The sequence below is a fragment of the Burkholderia sp. E168m15 genome (genome assembly GCF_016586105.1).
GTDB lineage: Bacteria > Pseudomonadota > Gammaproteobacteria > Burkholderiales > Burkholderiaceae > Burkholderia > Burkholderia orbicola.
The window spans coordinates 19,992-35,738 of sequence record NZ_BCPO01000061.1; the positions used below are offsets into that span (position 1 = coordinate 19,992).

The following is a 15,747-nucleotide window of genomic DNA, read 5'->3' on the forward strand; positions in this document are numbered from 1 at the left end:
CTGTTGTCATGCGTTCGGTCAGAACGCCGTCCCGATCTGGAACTGGAATTTCTGGTACTGGTCGCCTTCGTGCTTCTGCAGCGGGAAGCCCAGGCTCAGCTTCAGCGGGCCGATCGGCGAGATCCACGCGAGACCCACACCGTAGCCGTAACGCAGGCCGTTGGCGCCCGTACTCGTGCCGCCCGGCGCATTGCCCCACACGTTACCGCCGTCGAGGAACGTGAACACGCGCAGCGTGCGGTCGTAACCCGTGCCCGGCAGCGGGAACGTCAGCTCGATGTTGCCGACCAGCATCTTCGAACCGCCGATCGGATCGTTCGTCTTCGTGTCGCGCGGGCCCAGCGAGCTCGGCTCGTAGCCACGCACGGAGCCGATACCGCCCGCGTAGTAGTTCTTGAAGATCGGGTACGGGTTACCGATACCGTTACCGTAGCCGCCTTGCAGGTTCAGGCCCAGGATGAAGCCGCGCGAGAACGAATAGTAGTACTGCGCCTGCAGGTCGGCCTTGTAGTACTGGATCTTGCCGACCGGCACGCCGTACTCCATGTTCGCCTGCGTGAAGTAGCCGCGGCTCGGAATCAGCGCGCTGTCACGCGCGTCGCGCGACCATGCGACCGTCAGCGGCACCGTGTTCGACACGCGGCCGAACTGGTTCACGTAATCCTGGTAGCTCTGCGGCGTGTTCGAATCGACGTCCAGGCGGTTCTGCTCGAAGCCCGCGCCGAAGTAGACGGTGTCGACTTCCGAGAACGGAATGCCGAACTTCAGGTTGCCGCCCGCGCTGATGATCCGGAAGCTCGAGCTCGTCGAATAGTAGAGCGGCTGGTACGTGCGGTAGAAGACGTCGGTGATCCGCTTGATGCCATCGACCGTGAAGTACGGGTCGACCTGCGTGACGGTCAGCGTGCGGTAGCTCTTCGCGGTGTTGACGTTCACCGACAGGCTCGTGCCCGAACCGAACACGTTGTCCTGCGACACGCCGGCCGACAGCACGACCTTGTCCGTCGACGAGAAGCCGGCACCCAGCGTGATCGCGCCGGTCGGTTTTTCGTCGACCTTCACGTTCACGTCGACCTGGTCGTTCGTGCCTTCGACCGGCACCGTCGTCACGTCGACGTTGGTGAAGTAGCCGAGGCGGTTCACGCGGTCCTTCGACAGCGCGAGGCGGTTCGAGTCGAACCACGAGCTTTCGAGCTGGCGCATCTCGCGGCGCACCACTTCGTCGCGCGTGCGCGTGTTGCCGACCACGTTGATGCGGCGCACGTACACGCGGCGGCTCGGATCGACGACGAGGTTCAGGTTCACCTTGTGGTTCGCCTGGTCGATGTCCGGCTGCGCGTTGACGGTCGCGAATGCGTAGCCGTATTCACCGAGCTTGTCGACGATCGACTTGGTGGTCTGCTGCAGCTTTTCGGCCGAGAAGCGGTCGCCCGGCTTGATCTTGATCAGCTTGTTGAGCTCGGCCTCGCGATCGAGCAGGTTGCCCGACAGCTTGATGCCCGACACCGTGTACGGCTCGCCTTCGTGCAGCGTGACCGTCAGGTACATGTCCTTCTTGTCCGGCGAGATCGACACCTGGGTCGACTCGATGTTGAACTCGAGGTAGCCGCGGTTCAGGTAGTACGAGCGCACGGCCTCGAGGTCGCCCGTGAGCTTTTCCTTCGAGTACAGGTCGTTCTTCGTGTACCAGGAGAACCAGTTCGGCGTCGACAGCTGCATCTCGTCGCGCAGCGTGCTGGTGCTGAACGCCTTGTTGCCGATGAAGTTGATCTGGCGGATCTTCGCGCTCGGGCCTTCGGCCACCGCGAACAGGATCGACACGCGGTTCGCGTCGACCGGCGTGATCGTCGTCTTGACCTCGGCCGCATAGAAGCCGCGCGTCAGGTACTGGCGCTTGAGCTCCTGCTCCGCCTTGTCGACGAGCGCCTTGTCGTAGTAGCGGCCATCGGCGAGGCCGACCGCGCGCAGCGCCTTCGTCAGGTTGTCCTTGTCGAATTCCTTCGTGCCGGTGAAGTCGATCGACGCGATGGCCGGACGCTCCTGCACCTGCACGATCACGACGTTGCCCTGCGTGGCGACGCGCACGTCGTTGAAAAAGCCCGTCGCGTACAACGCGCGGATTGCTTCGGATGCCTTGTCGTCCGTGAAGGTATCGCCCTGCTTGATCGGCAGATAGGCGAACACCGAACCCGCTTCGACGCGCTGCAGCCCCTCGATCTTGATGTCTTGCACCACGAACGGTGCCGCTGCATGCGCCGCGAGGCCGTGCGCGGCGAGCGCGGCCGCTGCAACTGTCTTAGGTACAAAGCGATGAGGTTTGAACAACATGCATCCCCAATATTTAGCTGCATCAAATCGGGCGGCTGGCCAGCGGCCGCCGCCTGACGCTTCAGAAATGGATTAACCGAGCCAGATCGTTGAACAGCGCGATCGCCGACAACGCGACGATGCAGATCAACCCGGCTCTTTGCAGAATCAGCTGCCAGCGCTCCGAGACGGCTTTCCCGGTCGCGGCTTCAACCGCATAATATAACAGATGCCCCCCGTCCAAAACGGGAATCGGCAACAAGTTCAGGACGCCAAGGCTAATGCTGACAAGGGCGAGGAACGACAGGAACGCCGACGGACCGAGCCGCGCGCTCTTGCCTGCGTAGTCGGCGATCGTCACCGGGCCGGACAGGTTCTTCAGCGACGCGTTGCCCGTGATCATCCGCCCGAACATCTTCAGCGAATACACGGAAATGTCCCACGTGCGGTGCGCGCCGAGCCGCAGGCTCTCGATCGGCCCGTAGCGCACGTCCACCGACGGCGCGTGCATCGACAGCGCCGCGCCGATGCGGCCGATCTGCTGCCCCGATTCGTCGTCACGCTGCATCTGCGGCACGATCGACACCGTCTGTGCGGCGCCATTGCGCTCGATCCGCAGCTCGAGCGGCTGGCCCGCATGGTGCTTCACCGTATCGATGAAACGCGCCGCGCCGCCGATCGGCTTGCCGTCGAGCGCGACCAGCTTGTCGCCGACCTTCAGGCCGGCCTGCTCCGCCGCGCTGCCCGGCTGCACCGACGCGACCGACAACGTGCCGCCGCCGGCCTCGAAGCCCAGATGGGCCATGAAGTCGTCGTCGAGCTGGCTGTCGGGCACGTTGCGGAGGTCGACGCGGAAGTCGAACGTCGCATTGCCGTCGCGCGCGCCGAGCACGACCTCGCGATGGTCGAACGCGGCCGACAGCAGCTTCCAGCGCAGGTCCGACCACGATCGCACCGGCTCGGACTCGCCGCCCTGCGCGTTGCGGATCGACACGACCGTCTCGCTGCCGTCGAAGCCCGCGCGAGCCGCTGCGGTGCCGGCGGCCGGCGGCGCGACGATCGCGGTCGGCTCGGTCACGCCGGTGGCGAATACGAGGGAAAACAGTGCGATTGCCAGCAGGAAGTTTGCAATCGGCCCGGCCGCGACGATCGCGATGCGCTTGTAGACCGACTGGCGGTTGAATGCCTGGCCGAGCTCTTCGGCCGGGATGCCGCCCGGGCCCGGATCGCGCTCGTCGAGCATCTTCACGTAGCCGCCGAGCGGCAGCACGGACAGCGTCCACTCGGTGCCCGTCCTGCGGCTGACCCAGCGCGCGATGGGCTGGCCGAAGCCGATCGAGAAACGCAGCACCTTCACGCCGCACCAGCGCGCGACGCGATAATGTCCGTACTCATGCACGACGACCAGTACCCCGATCGCCACCGCAAACGCGACCAGTTCGACCAGCACGTTCATGAGCACCCCATTCAGACAGTACGCTCCACGCGTGGCGCAGGCGCTTTCGCAATGATCGCGGCGGCGAGGCGGCGAGCCTCGGCATCCGCCGCGAGGACGTCGTCGAGCCCGTCGGGCGCGCGGTTCGGCAGCGTGTTGAGCACGGCGTCGACCGTCGCCGCGATCGCCATGAAGCCGATCCGGCGCTCGAGAAATGCTTCGACCGCCACTTCGTTCGCCGCGTTCAATGCGGCGCTCGCGATACCGCCTTCCTCGAGTGCCTTCAGCGCGAGCGCGAGGCACGGGAAGCGCGCGTAATCGGGCTTCTCGAACGACAGCTGGGCGATCTGCGCGAGGTCGAGCTGGTCAACGCCCGCATCGACGCGCTCGGGGAATGCGAGCGCGTGGGCGATCGGCGTGCGCATGTCGGGGTTGCCGAGCTGCGCGAGCACCGAGCCGTCGCGGTACGACACGAGCGAATGGATCACGCTCTGCGGATGGATCAGCACATCGATCCGGTCGCCCGGCAGCCCGAAGATCCAGTGCGCCTCGATCACCTCGAGGCCCTTGTTCATCATCGTCGCGGAATCGACCGAGATCTTGCGGCCCATCACCCAGTTCGGGTGCTTGCATGCCTCGTCCGGCGTCACGTCGACGAGCGTGGCCGGTTCACGCGTGCGGAACGGCCCGCCCGACGCGGTCAGGATGATCTTCGAGATCCCGCCGTGCTCGGCCGCGTCGCGCGGCATGCACTGGAAGATCGCGTTGTGCTCGCTGTCGACCGGCAGCAGGATCGCGCCATGGTCGCGCACGGCGTCCATGAAGATCGCGCCCGACATCACGAGCGCTTCCTTGTTCGCGAGCAGGATCCGCTTGCCGGCGCGGGCGGCCGCCAGGCTCGGCGCGAGGCCGGCCGCGCCGACGATCGCCGCGACCACCGTGTCGCAGCCGTCGCTCTTCGACACGTCGACGAGCGCCTGCGGCCCGTGCAGCACGACCGTCTTGCTGCCCGCCGCGCGCAGTTTCGCGTCGACGTGCGCGGCGGTTGCGGCATCGCCGACCACCGCCACTTCGGGCGCGAAGCGCAGACACTGCTCGACGAGCTTGTCGCCGTTGCGGTGCGCGGTCAGCGCGTAGACCGAGAAGCGCTCGGGATGGCGCGCGACCACGTCGAGCGTGCTGTCTCCGATCGAGCCCGTGGAACCGAGCAATGTCAGACGTTTTTGCATAACAGGAATAATGGTTTAACCAAGCAGCAGCATCGCGAGCGGCAGCACCGGCAGCAGCGCGTCGACACGATCGAGCACGCCGCCGTGGCCCGGCAGCAGTCCGCTCGAATCCTTCACGCCCGCCTGCCGCTTCAGCAGCGACTCGAACAGGTCGCCGATCACGCTGTAGGCAACCAGCAGCGTCAGCGCGGCCCACGCACCGGGCATCCCGTAGCGCGCGGCAAATGCAGAAAACAGGGTCGGTTCGAATGCGTGCACGGCCATCGCGACACCGGCGACGACCATCACCGCGAACCAGCCGCCGATCGCGCCTTCCCAGCTCTTGCCGGGGCTGATCGTGATGGCCAGTTTACGCTTTCCGAAGGCCTTGCCCGCGAAGTATGCGCCGATATCGGCCAGCCAGACGACGAGAAGCAGCGACAGCACGAACGGCACGCCCAGCGCGCGGGCTGCCACGAGCGCGTGCCAGCAGGCGGCAAACACGACCAGGCCGGCGGCCAGCAGGAACGGCCGCCAGACGCCGCCCGCGAGTGCGGGCTTGCGCCGCAGCGCGAACGGGCCGACCAGCAGCCAGAACACGCCGGCCGCCATGAAAAGGGGACGGGACGCAGCCGCATCGACGCCGAGCGGCGCGGTGGCTGCGAGCGCGAGCGCCGCGACGAGCGCATAGACGACCGGACCGGCGCCGCCGAGCTTCAGCAGGCGCGCCCATTCCCACGCGGCGAACACCAGCACGACGCCGATCAGTGCGCCGAACCCGGCGAGCGGCGCGAACAGCGTCACCGGCAGCAGCACTGCCAGCATCACGATCGCCGTGATCACACGGGTTTTCAGCATGAAAGGGAGTCGGCGTTCTGCGATTGCGGTTCGAGCTGCGCACTCGTGCGCCCGAAACGGCGCTCGCGCTCGGTATACGACGCCATCGCGTCGGCCAGTGCCGCGCCGTCGAAATCCGGCCAGTACTTGTCGGTGAAATAGAATTCGGCGTACGCGAGCTGCCACAGCAGGAAGTTGCTGACGCGTTGCTCGCCGCCGGTGCGGATGAAGAGATCGGGCTCCGGCGCGTAGGCCATCGCCAGGTGCGGCGCGAATGCGTCCTCGGTCACCTCGACCTCGCGGCCTTCGCGCACGGCCTGCTCGACGAGCTTCTTCGTCGCCTGCAGGATGTCCCATCGCCCGCCGTAGTTGGCCGCGATGGTGAGCGTCAGACGGGTATTGCGCGCCGTCTTGGTTTCGGCGCGGCGAATCAGCTCGCGGATGCGCGGCTCGAAACGGTCGAGATCGCCGACGACACGCAGGCGGATCCCGTTCGCATGCAGCTTGCCCACTTCGCGCTCGAGCGCGGTGATGAACAGCCGCATCAGGAACGACACTTCGTCGTTCGGCCGGCGCCAGTTTTCCGAACTGAACGCGAACAGCGTCAGGTATTCGACGCCGGCGCGCGCGCAGCCTTCGACCACCGCCCGCACGGCATCGACGCCGCGGGTGTGCCCCGCGACGCGCGGCAAGCGGCGTTCGGTCGCCCAACGGCCATTGCCGTCCATGATGATCGCGATGTGACGCGGCACGACACCGACGTCAGGCACGCGAACGGTAGAGCTGGTATAGGTCATGGCCGTTGAGACAGTAATGCGGGAAGAAGGCGGCGCGCGAGGACGGTCGTCAGACCGTCATGATCTCGGCTTCCTTGGTCTGCACGAGCTTGTCGATTTCGGCAACGTGCTTGTCGGTCAGCTTCTGCACGTCGTCGCTCGCGCGGCGCTCGTCGTCTTCCGAGATTTCCTTGTCCTTCACGAGCTTCTTCAGCGCTTCGTTCGCGTCGCGGCGCAGGTTGCGGATCGCGACCTTGGCCGTTTCGCCTTCGCTCTTCACGACTTTGGTCAGCTCGCGGCGGCGCTCTTCCGTCAGCGCGGGCATCGGCACGCGGATCAGGTCGCCGGTCGTTGCCGGGTTCAGGCCCAGATCGGCTTCGCGGATGGCCTTCTCGACCTTCGCGACCATGTTCTTTTCCCACGGCTGCACGCCGATCGTGCGCGCGTCGACGAGCGTCAGGTTCGCGACCTGCGAGATCGGCACCATCGAGCCGTAGTAGTCGACCTGCACGTGATCGAGCAGACCGGTGTGTGCACGGCCCGTACGGATCTTGGCCAGATCGTTCTTGAACGCTTCGATCGAGCGCTGCATCTTTTGCTCGACGCCCTTCTTGACATCAGCGACACTCATTTCAACCTCCGAACCTTCAAACCTTCAAAGAACACGGGCCCCGCCCGGCGCATGTCGCGCGCCGCGGCCGGTCGCCCGCATCCGCGGGAGTTTACACGTGGACGAGCGTACCTTCGTCCTCGCCCAGCACGATGCGCTTGAGCGCGCCCGGCTTGTTGATCGAAAACACGCGAATCGGCAGCTTCTGGTCGCGGCACAGCGCAAACGCCGTCGCGTCCATCACCTGCAGGTTGCGGCTGATCGCCTCGTCGAAGCTGATCGTCGTGTAACGCGTGGCCGACGGATCCTTCTTCGGATCGGCAGAATATACGCCATCGACCTTGGTCGCCTTCAGCACGACTTCGGCGCCCACTTCCGAACCGCGCAGCGCAGCGGCGGTATCCGTCGTGAAGAACGGGTTGCCGGTGCCGGCCGCGAAGATCACGACGCGGCCTTCCTCGAGCTGGCGGATCGCGCGGGGCCGGATGTACGGCTCGACGACCTGGTCCATGCGCAGCGCGGACTGCACGCGCGCCTCGATGCCGGCGTGGCGCATCGCGTCCTGCAGCGCCAGCGCGTTCATCATCGTCGCCAGCATCCCCATGTAGTCGGCCGTCGCGCGATCCATGCCGGCCGCGCCGCCCGCGACACCACGGAAAATATTACCGCCACCGATCACGACCGCGAGCTGCGTCCCGAGACGCACGACTTCGGCGATATCGGCCACCATCCGTTCGATCGTCGCGCGATTGATGCCGAAGGCATCGTCGCCCATCAGCGCTTCGCCGGAGAGTTTGAGGAGGACGCGTTTATAGGCATTGGACATAGGGGCTTCCGAGCGACGAGAGGATGACAACCACGAACTGTAGGGGCGAAATACTGATTCGGGCAAGCGCCGACGACCGGACCGGGGTTCCCGGCCGGCCGGCGGCGCCGCCGGCCGCGGCGGAGCGGACGCCCGCCGCGGATGCTGCCTGACTGCTTACTGCTGCTTTGCTGCTGCGACTTGCGCGGCCACTTCGGCGGCGAAGTCGTCCTGGCGCTTCTCGATGCCTTCGCCGACGACGAACAGCGCGAACTTCTGCACCGTCGCATTCGCTGCCTTCAGCATCTGCTCGATCGTCTGCTTGTCGTTCTTCACGAACGTCTGGTTCAGCAGCGACACTTCCTTCAGGTACTTCTGGACGCTGCCGTCGACCATCTTGGCGACGATTTCGGCCGGCTTGCCCGATTCCGCGGCCTTCTGCTCGGCCACGCGGCGTTCCGTGTCGATCAGTTCAGCCGGCACGTCGGCCGACGACAACGCGACCGGCTTCATCGCGGCGATGTGCATCGCGACGTCCTTGCCGACCTGCTCTTCCGCACCCGTGTACTCGACGATCACGCCGATACGCGCGCCGTGCAGGTACGTGGCGATCTTGTTCGCGGTTTCGAAACGGACGAAACGGCGGATCGACACGTTCTCGCCGATCTTGCCGATCAGCGCCAGACGCACTGCGTCGACGGTCGAGCCTTCGAGCGGCAGCGCCGACAGCGCGGCCACGTCGGCCGGGTTCTGCGTCGCGACGAGTTCCGCGACCGTCTTCGAGAACGCGAGGAAGTCGTCGTTCTTCGCGACGAAGTCGGTTTCGCAGTTCAGTTCGACCAGCGCGCCTGCGTTGCCGCCGACGAACGATGCGACGACGCCTTCTGCCGTCACGCGCGATGCGGCCTTGCTCGCCTTGTTGCCGAGCTTGACGCGCAGCAGTTCTTCAGCCTTGGCCAGATCGCCGTCGGCTTCCGTCAGCGCCTTCTTGCACTCCATCATCGGTGCGTCGGTCTTTGCGCGCAGTTCTGCCACCATGCTTGCGGTAATTGCCGCCATCATTCGCTCCTTGAGTCTGTATTCACAACGCCGCCCGCTTGGACGCGAACGGCCGAGATTCGTTTCCGGACCCGCGCCGATTCGGCGCGATCAGGTCCGGCGCACAAGCTTAAAAAAAGGGGGCCTGTTGAGAGCCCCCTTTTTGCGCCGGCTCGGGGCCAGTTACGCGTTTTCCTCGACGTACTCGTCGTCGCCGCGTGCGGCCTGGACCACTTCGTTGACCGCGTTCGCGCGGCCTTCGAGGATCGCGTCGGCCACGCCTTCGGCGTACAGCGCGACTGCCTTGCTCGAGTCGTCGTTACCCGGGATCACGTAATCCACACCTTCCGGCGAGTGGTTCGTATCGACCACGGCGATGACCGGCACGCCCAGCTTGTTCGCTTCCGTGACGGCGATCTTGTGGTAGCCGACGTCGACGACGAAAATTGCGTCCGGAATGCCGCCCATGTCCTTCACGCCGCCGATCGACTTCTGCAGCTTGGCGATTTCGCGTTCGAACAGCAGCGCTTCCTTCTTGCTCATCTTCTCGGTTTCGCCCGATTCGACGGCCGCTTCCATGTCCTTCAGGCGCTTGATCGATACCTTCAGCGTCTTGAAGTTGGTCATCATGCCGCCGAGCCAGCGTGCGTTGACGTACGGCATGCCCGCACGTTGCGCTTCCTGGGCGATCGTGTCACGCGACTGGCGCTTCGTGCCGACGAACAGGATCGTGCCGCGGTTCGCTGCCAGCTGGCGCACGTACTTCTGTGCGTCCGTGAACATCGGCAGCGTCTTTTCGAGGTTGATGATGTGAATCTTGTTGCGGTGACCGAAAATGAACGGAGCCATCTTCGGGTTCCAGAAGCGCGTCTGGTGACCGAAGTGGACACCCGCTTCCAGCATTTGGCGCATCGTAACTGCCATGTAAATTCTCCACGAGGGTTGGGTCTTAAGCCGGCTGCCGTACCGCCGCGCGACCCCGCCTCGAAGGACGTGGATTCCGCACGGACGGCACCCTGGTTGCGCCGGCTTGCGATTCGGCACGTGCAAAATGCCCGTGCCGTAAGCCTTTCACCGCGATGCCGCCCCGAAATGGGGCACAACGGCAAATTTGGATATCGACTTAGCCAAAGAGTATAGCACGCGGATTTGTCCGCTCTCAAGTCGCGCGGCACTTCCGCTTGCCGCGCGGCGGCAGGCCGGACAATCCGCGAAAACCCGCATCCGCGCGGCCGGCAGGGGCTGCGAGGCCCGCCATAAGGTGCGATAATCCGTCAATTCACCGCATTCCAGGCATACCTCGATGGCTATTACGCTCAAAAACGAACACGATATCGCGGAGATGCGCGTCGCCTGCCGTCTCGCCAGCGAAGTGCTCGACTTCATCACGCCGCACGTCGTCGCGGGCGTCACGACCGCCGAACTCGACCGCCTCTGCCACGAGTTCATGCTCAACGAGCAAGGCACGATCCCCGCGCCGCTGAACTACCAGCCGCCCGGCTATCCGCCGTACCCGAAGGCCACCTGCATTTCGGTCAACGACGTGATCTGCCACGGCATTCCCGGCGAGAAGGTGATCAAGAACGGCGACGCGCTGAACATCGACATCACCGTGATCAAGAACGGCTACTTCGGCGACACCAGCCGGATGTTCATCGTCGGCGAGGGTTCGATCCTCGCGAAGCGCCTCGTGCAGACCACCTACGAATGCATGTGGCTCGGCATCGACCAGGTCAAGCCCGGCGCGCACCTCGGCGACATCGGCTACGCGATCCAGAAGCACGCGGAGGCGCAGGGCTACAGCGTCGTGCGCGAATACTGCGGCCATGGCATCGGCACGGTGTTCCACGAGGACCCGCAGGTCGTCCACTACGGTCGCCCGGGCACCGGTATCGAACTGAAGGCCGGGATGATCTTCACGATCGAGCCGATGATCAACGCCGGCAAGCGCGACATCCGCACGATGCCCGACCAGTGGACGGTCAAGACGCGCGACCGCAGCCTGTCCGCGCAATGGGAGCACACGGTGCTCGTCACCGAAACCGGCTACGAGGTGCTGACCGTGTCGGCCGGCACGCCGGCGCGCCCCGTGTTCGCGCAATCGGCCGCCGCCGTCTGAGCGCCGTCGCGCCAGCCCGCCCCACCCCGCACCTGAACGGCCGCCCATGAGCGCTCACGCTGCCCCCTCGCCCGAAGCGCTGTCGCGGCGCGCCGAATTCAAGGCCGCCAAGACGGAGATGCTGGAGCGCTTTCGTCACGCGGCGAACGTCGCGTCGCTGATGCACGCGCTGTCGAAACTCACCGACGATGCATTGAAGCGCGTGTGGGACGAATGCGGACTGCCCGCGACGCTCGCGCTCGTCGCCGTCGGCGGCTACGGGCGCGGCGAGCTCGCGCCCTATTCCGACGTCGACATCCTCGTGCTGCTACCGGATGCGCACGACGCGGCGCTCGACGCGCGCATCGAGCGGTTCATCGGGATGGCGTGGGATCTCGGCCTCGAGATCGGCAGCAGCGTGCGCACGGTCGCGCAGTGCATCGAGGAGGCGTCGCAGGACGTCACGGTGCAGACCTCGCTGCTGGAAGCGCGCCGCATCGTCGGCAGCACCGCGCTGTTCGAGCGCTTCACCGTGCGCTACCACGAAGCGCTCGACGCCCGCGCGTTCTTCACAGCGAAAGTGCTCGAGATGCGCCAGCGCCACGCGAAGTTCCAGGACACGCCGTACAGCCTCGAACCGAACGTGAAGGAAAGCCCCGGCGGGCTGCGCGACCTGCAGACGATCCTGTGGATTGCGCGCGCCGCCGGCTTCGGCAGCAGCTGGCGCGAGCTCGACACGCGCGGCCTCATCACCGACCGCGAAGCGCGCGAGCTGCGCCGCAACGAAGGCTTCCTGAAGACGCTGCGCGCGCGGCTGCACGTGATCGCCGGGCGCCGCCAGGACATGCTCGTGTTCGACCTGCAGACGCAGGCCGCCGAGAGCTTCGGCTATCAGCCGACGCAGGCCAAGCGCGCGAGCGAGCAACTGATGCGCCGCTACTACTGGGCCGCGAAAGCCGTCACGCAGCTCGCGACGATCCTGATCCAGAACATCGAGGCGCAGTTGTTCCCCGCGACGAGCGGCATCACGCGCGTGCTGTCGGCCGATCGCTTCGTCGAGAAACAGGGGATGCTCGAGATCGTCGACGACGGCGTGTTCGAGCGCCATCCCGACGCGATCCTCGAAGCGTTCCTGCTGTATGAGACGACCCGCGGCGTGAAGGGCCTGTCCGCCCGCACGCTGCGCGCGCTGTACAACTCGCGCGAGATCATGAACAACGCGTGGCGCCGCGATCCGCAGAACCGCGCCACGTTCATGCGGATCCTGCAGCAGCCCGAAGGCATCACGCACGCATTCCGGCTGATGAACCAGACGAGCGTGCTCGGCCGCTATCTGCTGAATTTCCGCCGTATCGTCGGCCAGATGCAGCACGACCTGTACCACGTGTACACGGTCGACCAGCACATCCTGATGGTGCTGCGCAACATCCGCCGCTTCGCGGTGGCCGAGCATGCGCACGAATACCCGTTCTGCAGCCAGCTGATCGGCAACTTCGAGCGCCCGTGGGTGCTGTACGTCGCGGCGCTGTTCCACGACATCGCGAAGGGCCGCGGCGGCGATCACTCGACGCTCGGGATGGCCGACGCGCGACGCTTCTGCCGTGAGCACGGCATCGCCGGCGACGACGCGGCGCTGATCGTGTGGCTCGTCCAGCATCACCTGACGATGAGCCAGGTCGCGCAGAAACAGGACACGAGCGACCCCGAGGTCATCAAGCGCTTCGCCGAGGTGGTCGGTAACGAACGCTACCTCACCGCCCTCTACCTGCTGACCGTCGCCGATATCCGCGGCACGAGCCCGAAGGTGTGGAACACGTGGAAGGGCAAGCTGCTCGAGGATCTGTACCGCATCACGCTCGCGGTGCTCGGCGGCGCGAACCCCGACGCGCATTCGGAGCTGAAGTCGCGACAGGAGCAGGCGCTCGCGCTGCTGCGCCTGGAAACCGTGCCCGACGACGCGCACCGCGCGCTGTGGGATCAGCTCGACGTCGGCTTCTTCCTGCGTCACGACGCGGCCGATATCGCGTGGCAGACGCGCGTGCTGTACCGGCACGTGAACGCCGAAACCGCGATCGTCCGCGCGCGCCCGTCGCCGATCGGCGACGCGCTGCAGGTGCTCGTGTACGTGAAGGATCGCCCCGACCTGTTCGCGGGCATCTGCGCGTATTTCGACCGCAACGGGCTGTCGGTGCTCGATGCGCGCGTCAGCACGACGCGGCACGGCTACGCGCTCGACAACTTCATCGTCACGCAGACCGAACGCGACGTGCGTTACCGCGACATCGCGAATCTCGTCGAGCAGCAGCTCGCGACGCGGCTCGCCGAAACCGCATCGCTGCCGGAACCGTCGAAGGGCCGCCTGTCGAGGCTGTCCCGGACGTTTCCGATCACGCCGCGCGTCGACCTGCGGGCCGACGAGCGTGGTCAGTACTACATCCTGTCCGTGTCCGCCAACGACCGGCCGGGCCTTCTCTATTCGATCGCGCGCGTACTCGCCGAACATCGGATCGGCGTCCATGCGGCGCGGATCAATACGCTCGGCGAGCGCGTCGAAGACATCTTCCTGCTCGCGGGCGCCGGCCTGTCCGACAACCGCCTGCAGATCCAGCTCGAAACCGAATTGCTGCGTGCGATCGCAGTCTGAATGAATCCCAGCGTTTATGCGCACCAAATTAACCGTCAAGAATCCGAAGCCGGCGTCGCCGACTCGCGCCCCTGTCCGCTCCGGCAGCCTCGTCGCCCGCAAGGCGGTGCGCCCCGCCGCGCCGCCCGCGGGGGATAAGCCGGCCCGCCCGAAGAAGGCGCCCGCTGCGGCCGCCGCTACCGGCGAGCGCTCGTTCAAGCCGCGCGGTGCCGCCGGCGCCGAGCGTCCGGGCGCGGATCGCGCACCGGCCAAGCGCGCCCCGCGTGACGGCGGTGCCGAGCGTGGCGCGCGCGCGCCGTATCGCGAGAACGCGGCCGGTGAAGGTGCGAAGCGCAGTTTTGGCGATCGGCGTACGTCGTCGGATCGCCCGCCGCGCCGCGATGACGATGCACGTCCGCGTCGCGCGAGTGGCGAAGGCAGCACACGCGCGCCCTATCGCGACAACGCAGCCGGCGAAGGCGCGAAGCGCAGCTTCGGCGACCGCCGCACGTCGTCCGATCGTCCGCCGCGCCGTGATGACGATGCACGTCCGCGCCGCGCAGGTGCCGACGAAGGCAAGCGCCCGTCCTATCGCGACAACGCAGCCGGCGAAGGCGCAAAGCGCAGCTTCGGCGATCGCCGCACGTCGTCCGATCGTCCGCCGCGCCGCAGCGACGACGATGCACGTCCGCGCCGTGCAGCAGGTGGCGACGACAGCAAGCGCCCGTCCTACCGCGACAAGTCCGCCGGCGACGGCGCGAAGCGCAGCTTCGGCGACCGTCCGGCCCGCCCCACGCGCGACGGCGAGCGCCGTTCGTTCGGCGCGGTGAAGACCGCGCAACCCGTCAAGCGCGCGGCGGCCGACGTCGACTACGGCGACGAAACGGGACTGATGCGCCTGTCGAAGCGGATGTCCGAACTCGGCATGTGCTCGCGCCGCGAAGCCGACGAATGGATCGAAAAGGGCTGGGTGCTCGTCGACGGCGCACGCATCGACACGCTCGGCACCAAGGTGCGCGCCGACCAGAAGATCGAGATCGACGAGCGTGCGAGCGCCGCGCAGGCCGCGCAAGTGACGCTCCTGCTGCACAAGCCGGTCGGCTACGTATCGGGCCAGGCGGAAGACGGCTACGAGCCGGCGGCCGTGCTGATCACGCGCGCGAACCGCTGGAGCGGCGACCATTCGCCGGTGCGCTTCTCCCCGCAACACCTGCATGCACTCGCACCGGCCGGCCGTCTCGACATCGACTCCACCGGCCTGCTCGTGCTGACGCAAAACGGCGTGATCGCGAAGCAGTTGATCGGCGAACAGTCGGACATCGACAAGGAATACCTGGTGCGCGTGCGCTTCGGCGAGCGACTGATCGACATCGACCAGCACTTCCCGGCGGAATCGCTCGCGAAGCTGCGCCACGGCCTCGAGCTCGACGGCGTCGCGCTGAAGCCCGCGCTGGTGAGCTGGCAGAACGGCGAGCAGTTGCGCTTCGTGCTGCGCGAAGGCAAGAAGCGCCAGATCCGCCGCATGTGCGAACTGGTCGGCCTCGACGTGATCGGCCTGAAACGCGTGCGCATGGGTCGCGTGATGCTCGGCGCGCTGCCGCAAGGCCAATGGCGCTATCTGTCCGCCGACGAGACGTTCTGACCTCAGGCGCACCCAGTGCGCGATCCAATGAAAAAGCCCGCTCAAGCGGGCTTTTTCTTTTCCGCAGAAGCGCGGACGATCAGTCGTCGTCGGCCGGATCGAGCCCGGGGAACAGCACCTCGGTGAAACCGAAGCGCGTGAAATCGGTGATCCGCATCGGATACAGCTTGCCGATCAGGTGATCGTACTCATGCTGGACCACGCGCGCATGGAACCCCTCGGCGACGCGATCGATCTTCTGGCCGAACTGGTCGAAGCCGCTGTAGCGCACCTTCGCGTAGCGGCTGACGACGCCGCGCATGCCCGGCACCGACAGGCAGCCTTCCCAGCCCTCTTCCATGTCCGGCGGCAGGTACTCGACCTCGGTT

13 protein-coding genes are annotated in these 15,747 nt (G+C 66.3%); 3 read left to right on the forward strand and 10 right to left on the reverse strand.

Features of this window, described 5'->3' with window-relative positions; translation table 11 throughout:
- Positions 1-18: 18 nt before the first annotated feature.
- The 9 genes from bamA to rpsB form a co-directional block, all read right to left on the reverse strand.
- Positions 19-2,328 carry an outer membrane protein assembly factor BamA gene (gene bamA / locus JMF86_RS09900; RefSeq protein WP_011549543.1) on the reverse strand — a complete coding sequence of 770 codons (2,310 nt, stop codon included), beginning with the start codon at positions 2,326-2,328 and terminating at the stop codon, positions 19-21.
- 61 nt (positions 2,329-2,389) lie between these two features.
- The gene (gene rseP / locus JMF86_RS09905) at positions 2,390-3,763 is read right to left on the reverse strand and encodes an RIP metalloprotease RseP (protein WP_011549542.1); all 1,374 of its coding nucleotides are present in this window, start codon (positions 3,761-3,763) and stop codon (positions 2,390-2,392) included.
- A gap of 11 nt (positions 3,764-3,774) precedes the next feature.
- Positions 3,775-4,971 (reverse strand): 1-deoxy-D-xylulose-5-phosphate reductoisomerase, encoded by a 1,197-nt coding sequence (locus JMF86_RS09910; RefSeq protein WP_006483824.1) that lies wholly within the window; start codon positions 4,969-4,971, stop codon positions 3,775-3,777.
- A 15-nt stretch (positions 4,972-4,986) separates the two neighbouring features.
- Positions 4,987-5,808, reverse strand: a complete 822-nt coding sequence (locus JMF86_RS09915; RefSeq protein WP_006478495.1) for a phosphatidate cytidylyltransferase — start codon at positions 5,806-5,808, stop codon at positions 4,987-4,989.
- Positions 5,802-6,584 carry a polyprenyl diphosphate synthase gene (gene uppS / locus JMF86_RS09920; protein WP_006478494.1) on the reverse strand — a complete coding sequence of 261 codons (783 nt, stop codon included), beginning with the start codon at positions 6,582-6,584 and terminating at the stop codon, positions 5,802-5,804. Before uppS ends, JMF86_RS09915 begins: the two co-directional genes overlap by 7 nt.
- Before the next feature lie 49 nt (positions 6,585-6,633).
- A complete protein-coding gene (gene frr, locus JMF86_RS09925; protein WP_006478492.1) occupies positions 6,634-7,194 on the reverse strand; it encodes a ribosome recycling factor in 561 nt (186 codons plus the stop codon).
- Positions 7,195-7,285: 91 nt separating this feature from the next.
- Complete coding sequence (pyrH, locus tag JMF86_RS09930; protein ID WP_006402648.1) at positions 7,286-7,999, reverse strand: UMP kinase; 714 nt, start codon at positions 7,997-7,999, stop codon at positions 7,286-7,288.
- Positions 8,000-8,155: 156 nt separating this feature from the next.
- Positions 8,156-9,037 (reverse strand): translation elongation factor Ts, encoded by an 882-nt coding sequence (gene tsf, locus JMF86_RS09935; RefSeq protein ID WP_011549541.1) that lies wholly within the window; start codon positions 9,035-9,037, stop codon positions 8,156-8,158.
- A gap of 162 nt (positions 9,038-9,199) precedes the next feature.
- Positions 9,200-9,940, reverse strand: coding sequence for a 30S ribosomal protein S2 (gene rpsB, locus JMF86_RS09940; protein WP_011352461.1), 741 nt, complete (start codon positions 9,938-9,940; stop codon positions 9,200-9,202).
- Between the two features lie 379 nt (positions 9,941-10,319).
- Here rpsB and map point away from each other — a divergent pair, with 379 nt between their 5' ends.
- The 3 genes from map to JMF86_RS09955 are packed head-to-tail and all read left to right on the forward strand — an operon-like array spanning position 10,320 to position 15,379.
- Complete coding sequence (map, locus tag JMF86_RS09945; RefSeq protein WP_011549540.1) at positions 10,320-11,135, forward strand: type I methionyl aminopeptidase; 816 nt, start codon at positions 10,320-10,322, stop codon at positions 11,133-11,135.
- A 46-nt stretch (positions 11,136-11,181) separates the two neighbouring features.
- Entirely contained in the window at positions 11,182-13,758 is a 2,577-nt protein-coding gene (locus tag JMF86_RS09950; protein ID WP_006478486.1) for a [protein-PII] uridylyltransferase, read from the forward strand.
- Positions 13,759-13,774: 16 nt separating this feature from the next.
- Complete coding sequence (locus JMF86_RS09955) at positions 13,775-15,379, forward strand: pseudouridine synthase (protein WP_201316975.1); 1,605 nt, start codon at positions 13,775-13,777, stop codon at positions 15,377-15,379.
- Positions 15,380-15,458: 79 nt separating this feature from the next.
- On the opposite strand, the gene JMF86_RS09960 is transcribed toward JMF86_RS09955, so the two are convergent.
- Positions 15,459-15,747, reverse strand: a 289-nt coding sequence (locus JMF86_RS09960) for a peptide deformylase (protein ID WP_201316976.1), incomplete at its 5' end; no start/stop codon positions are given.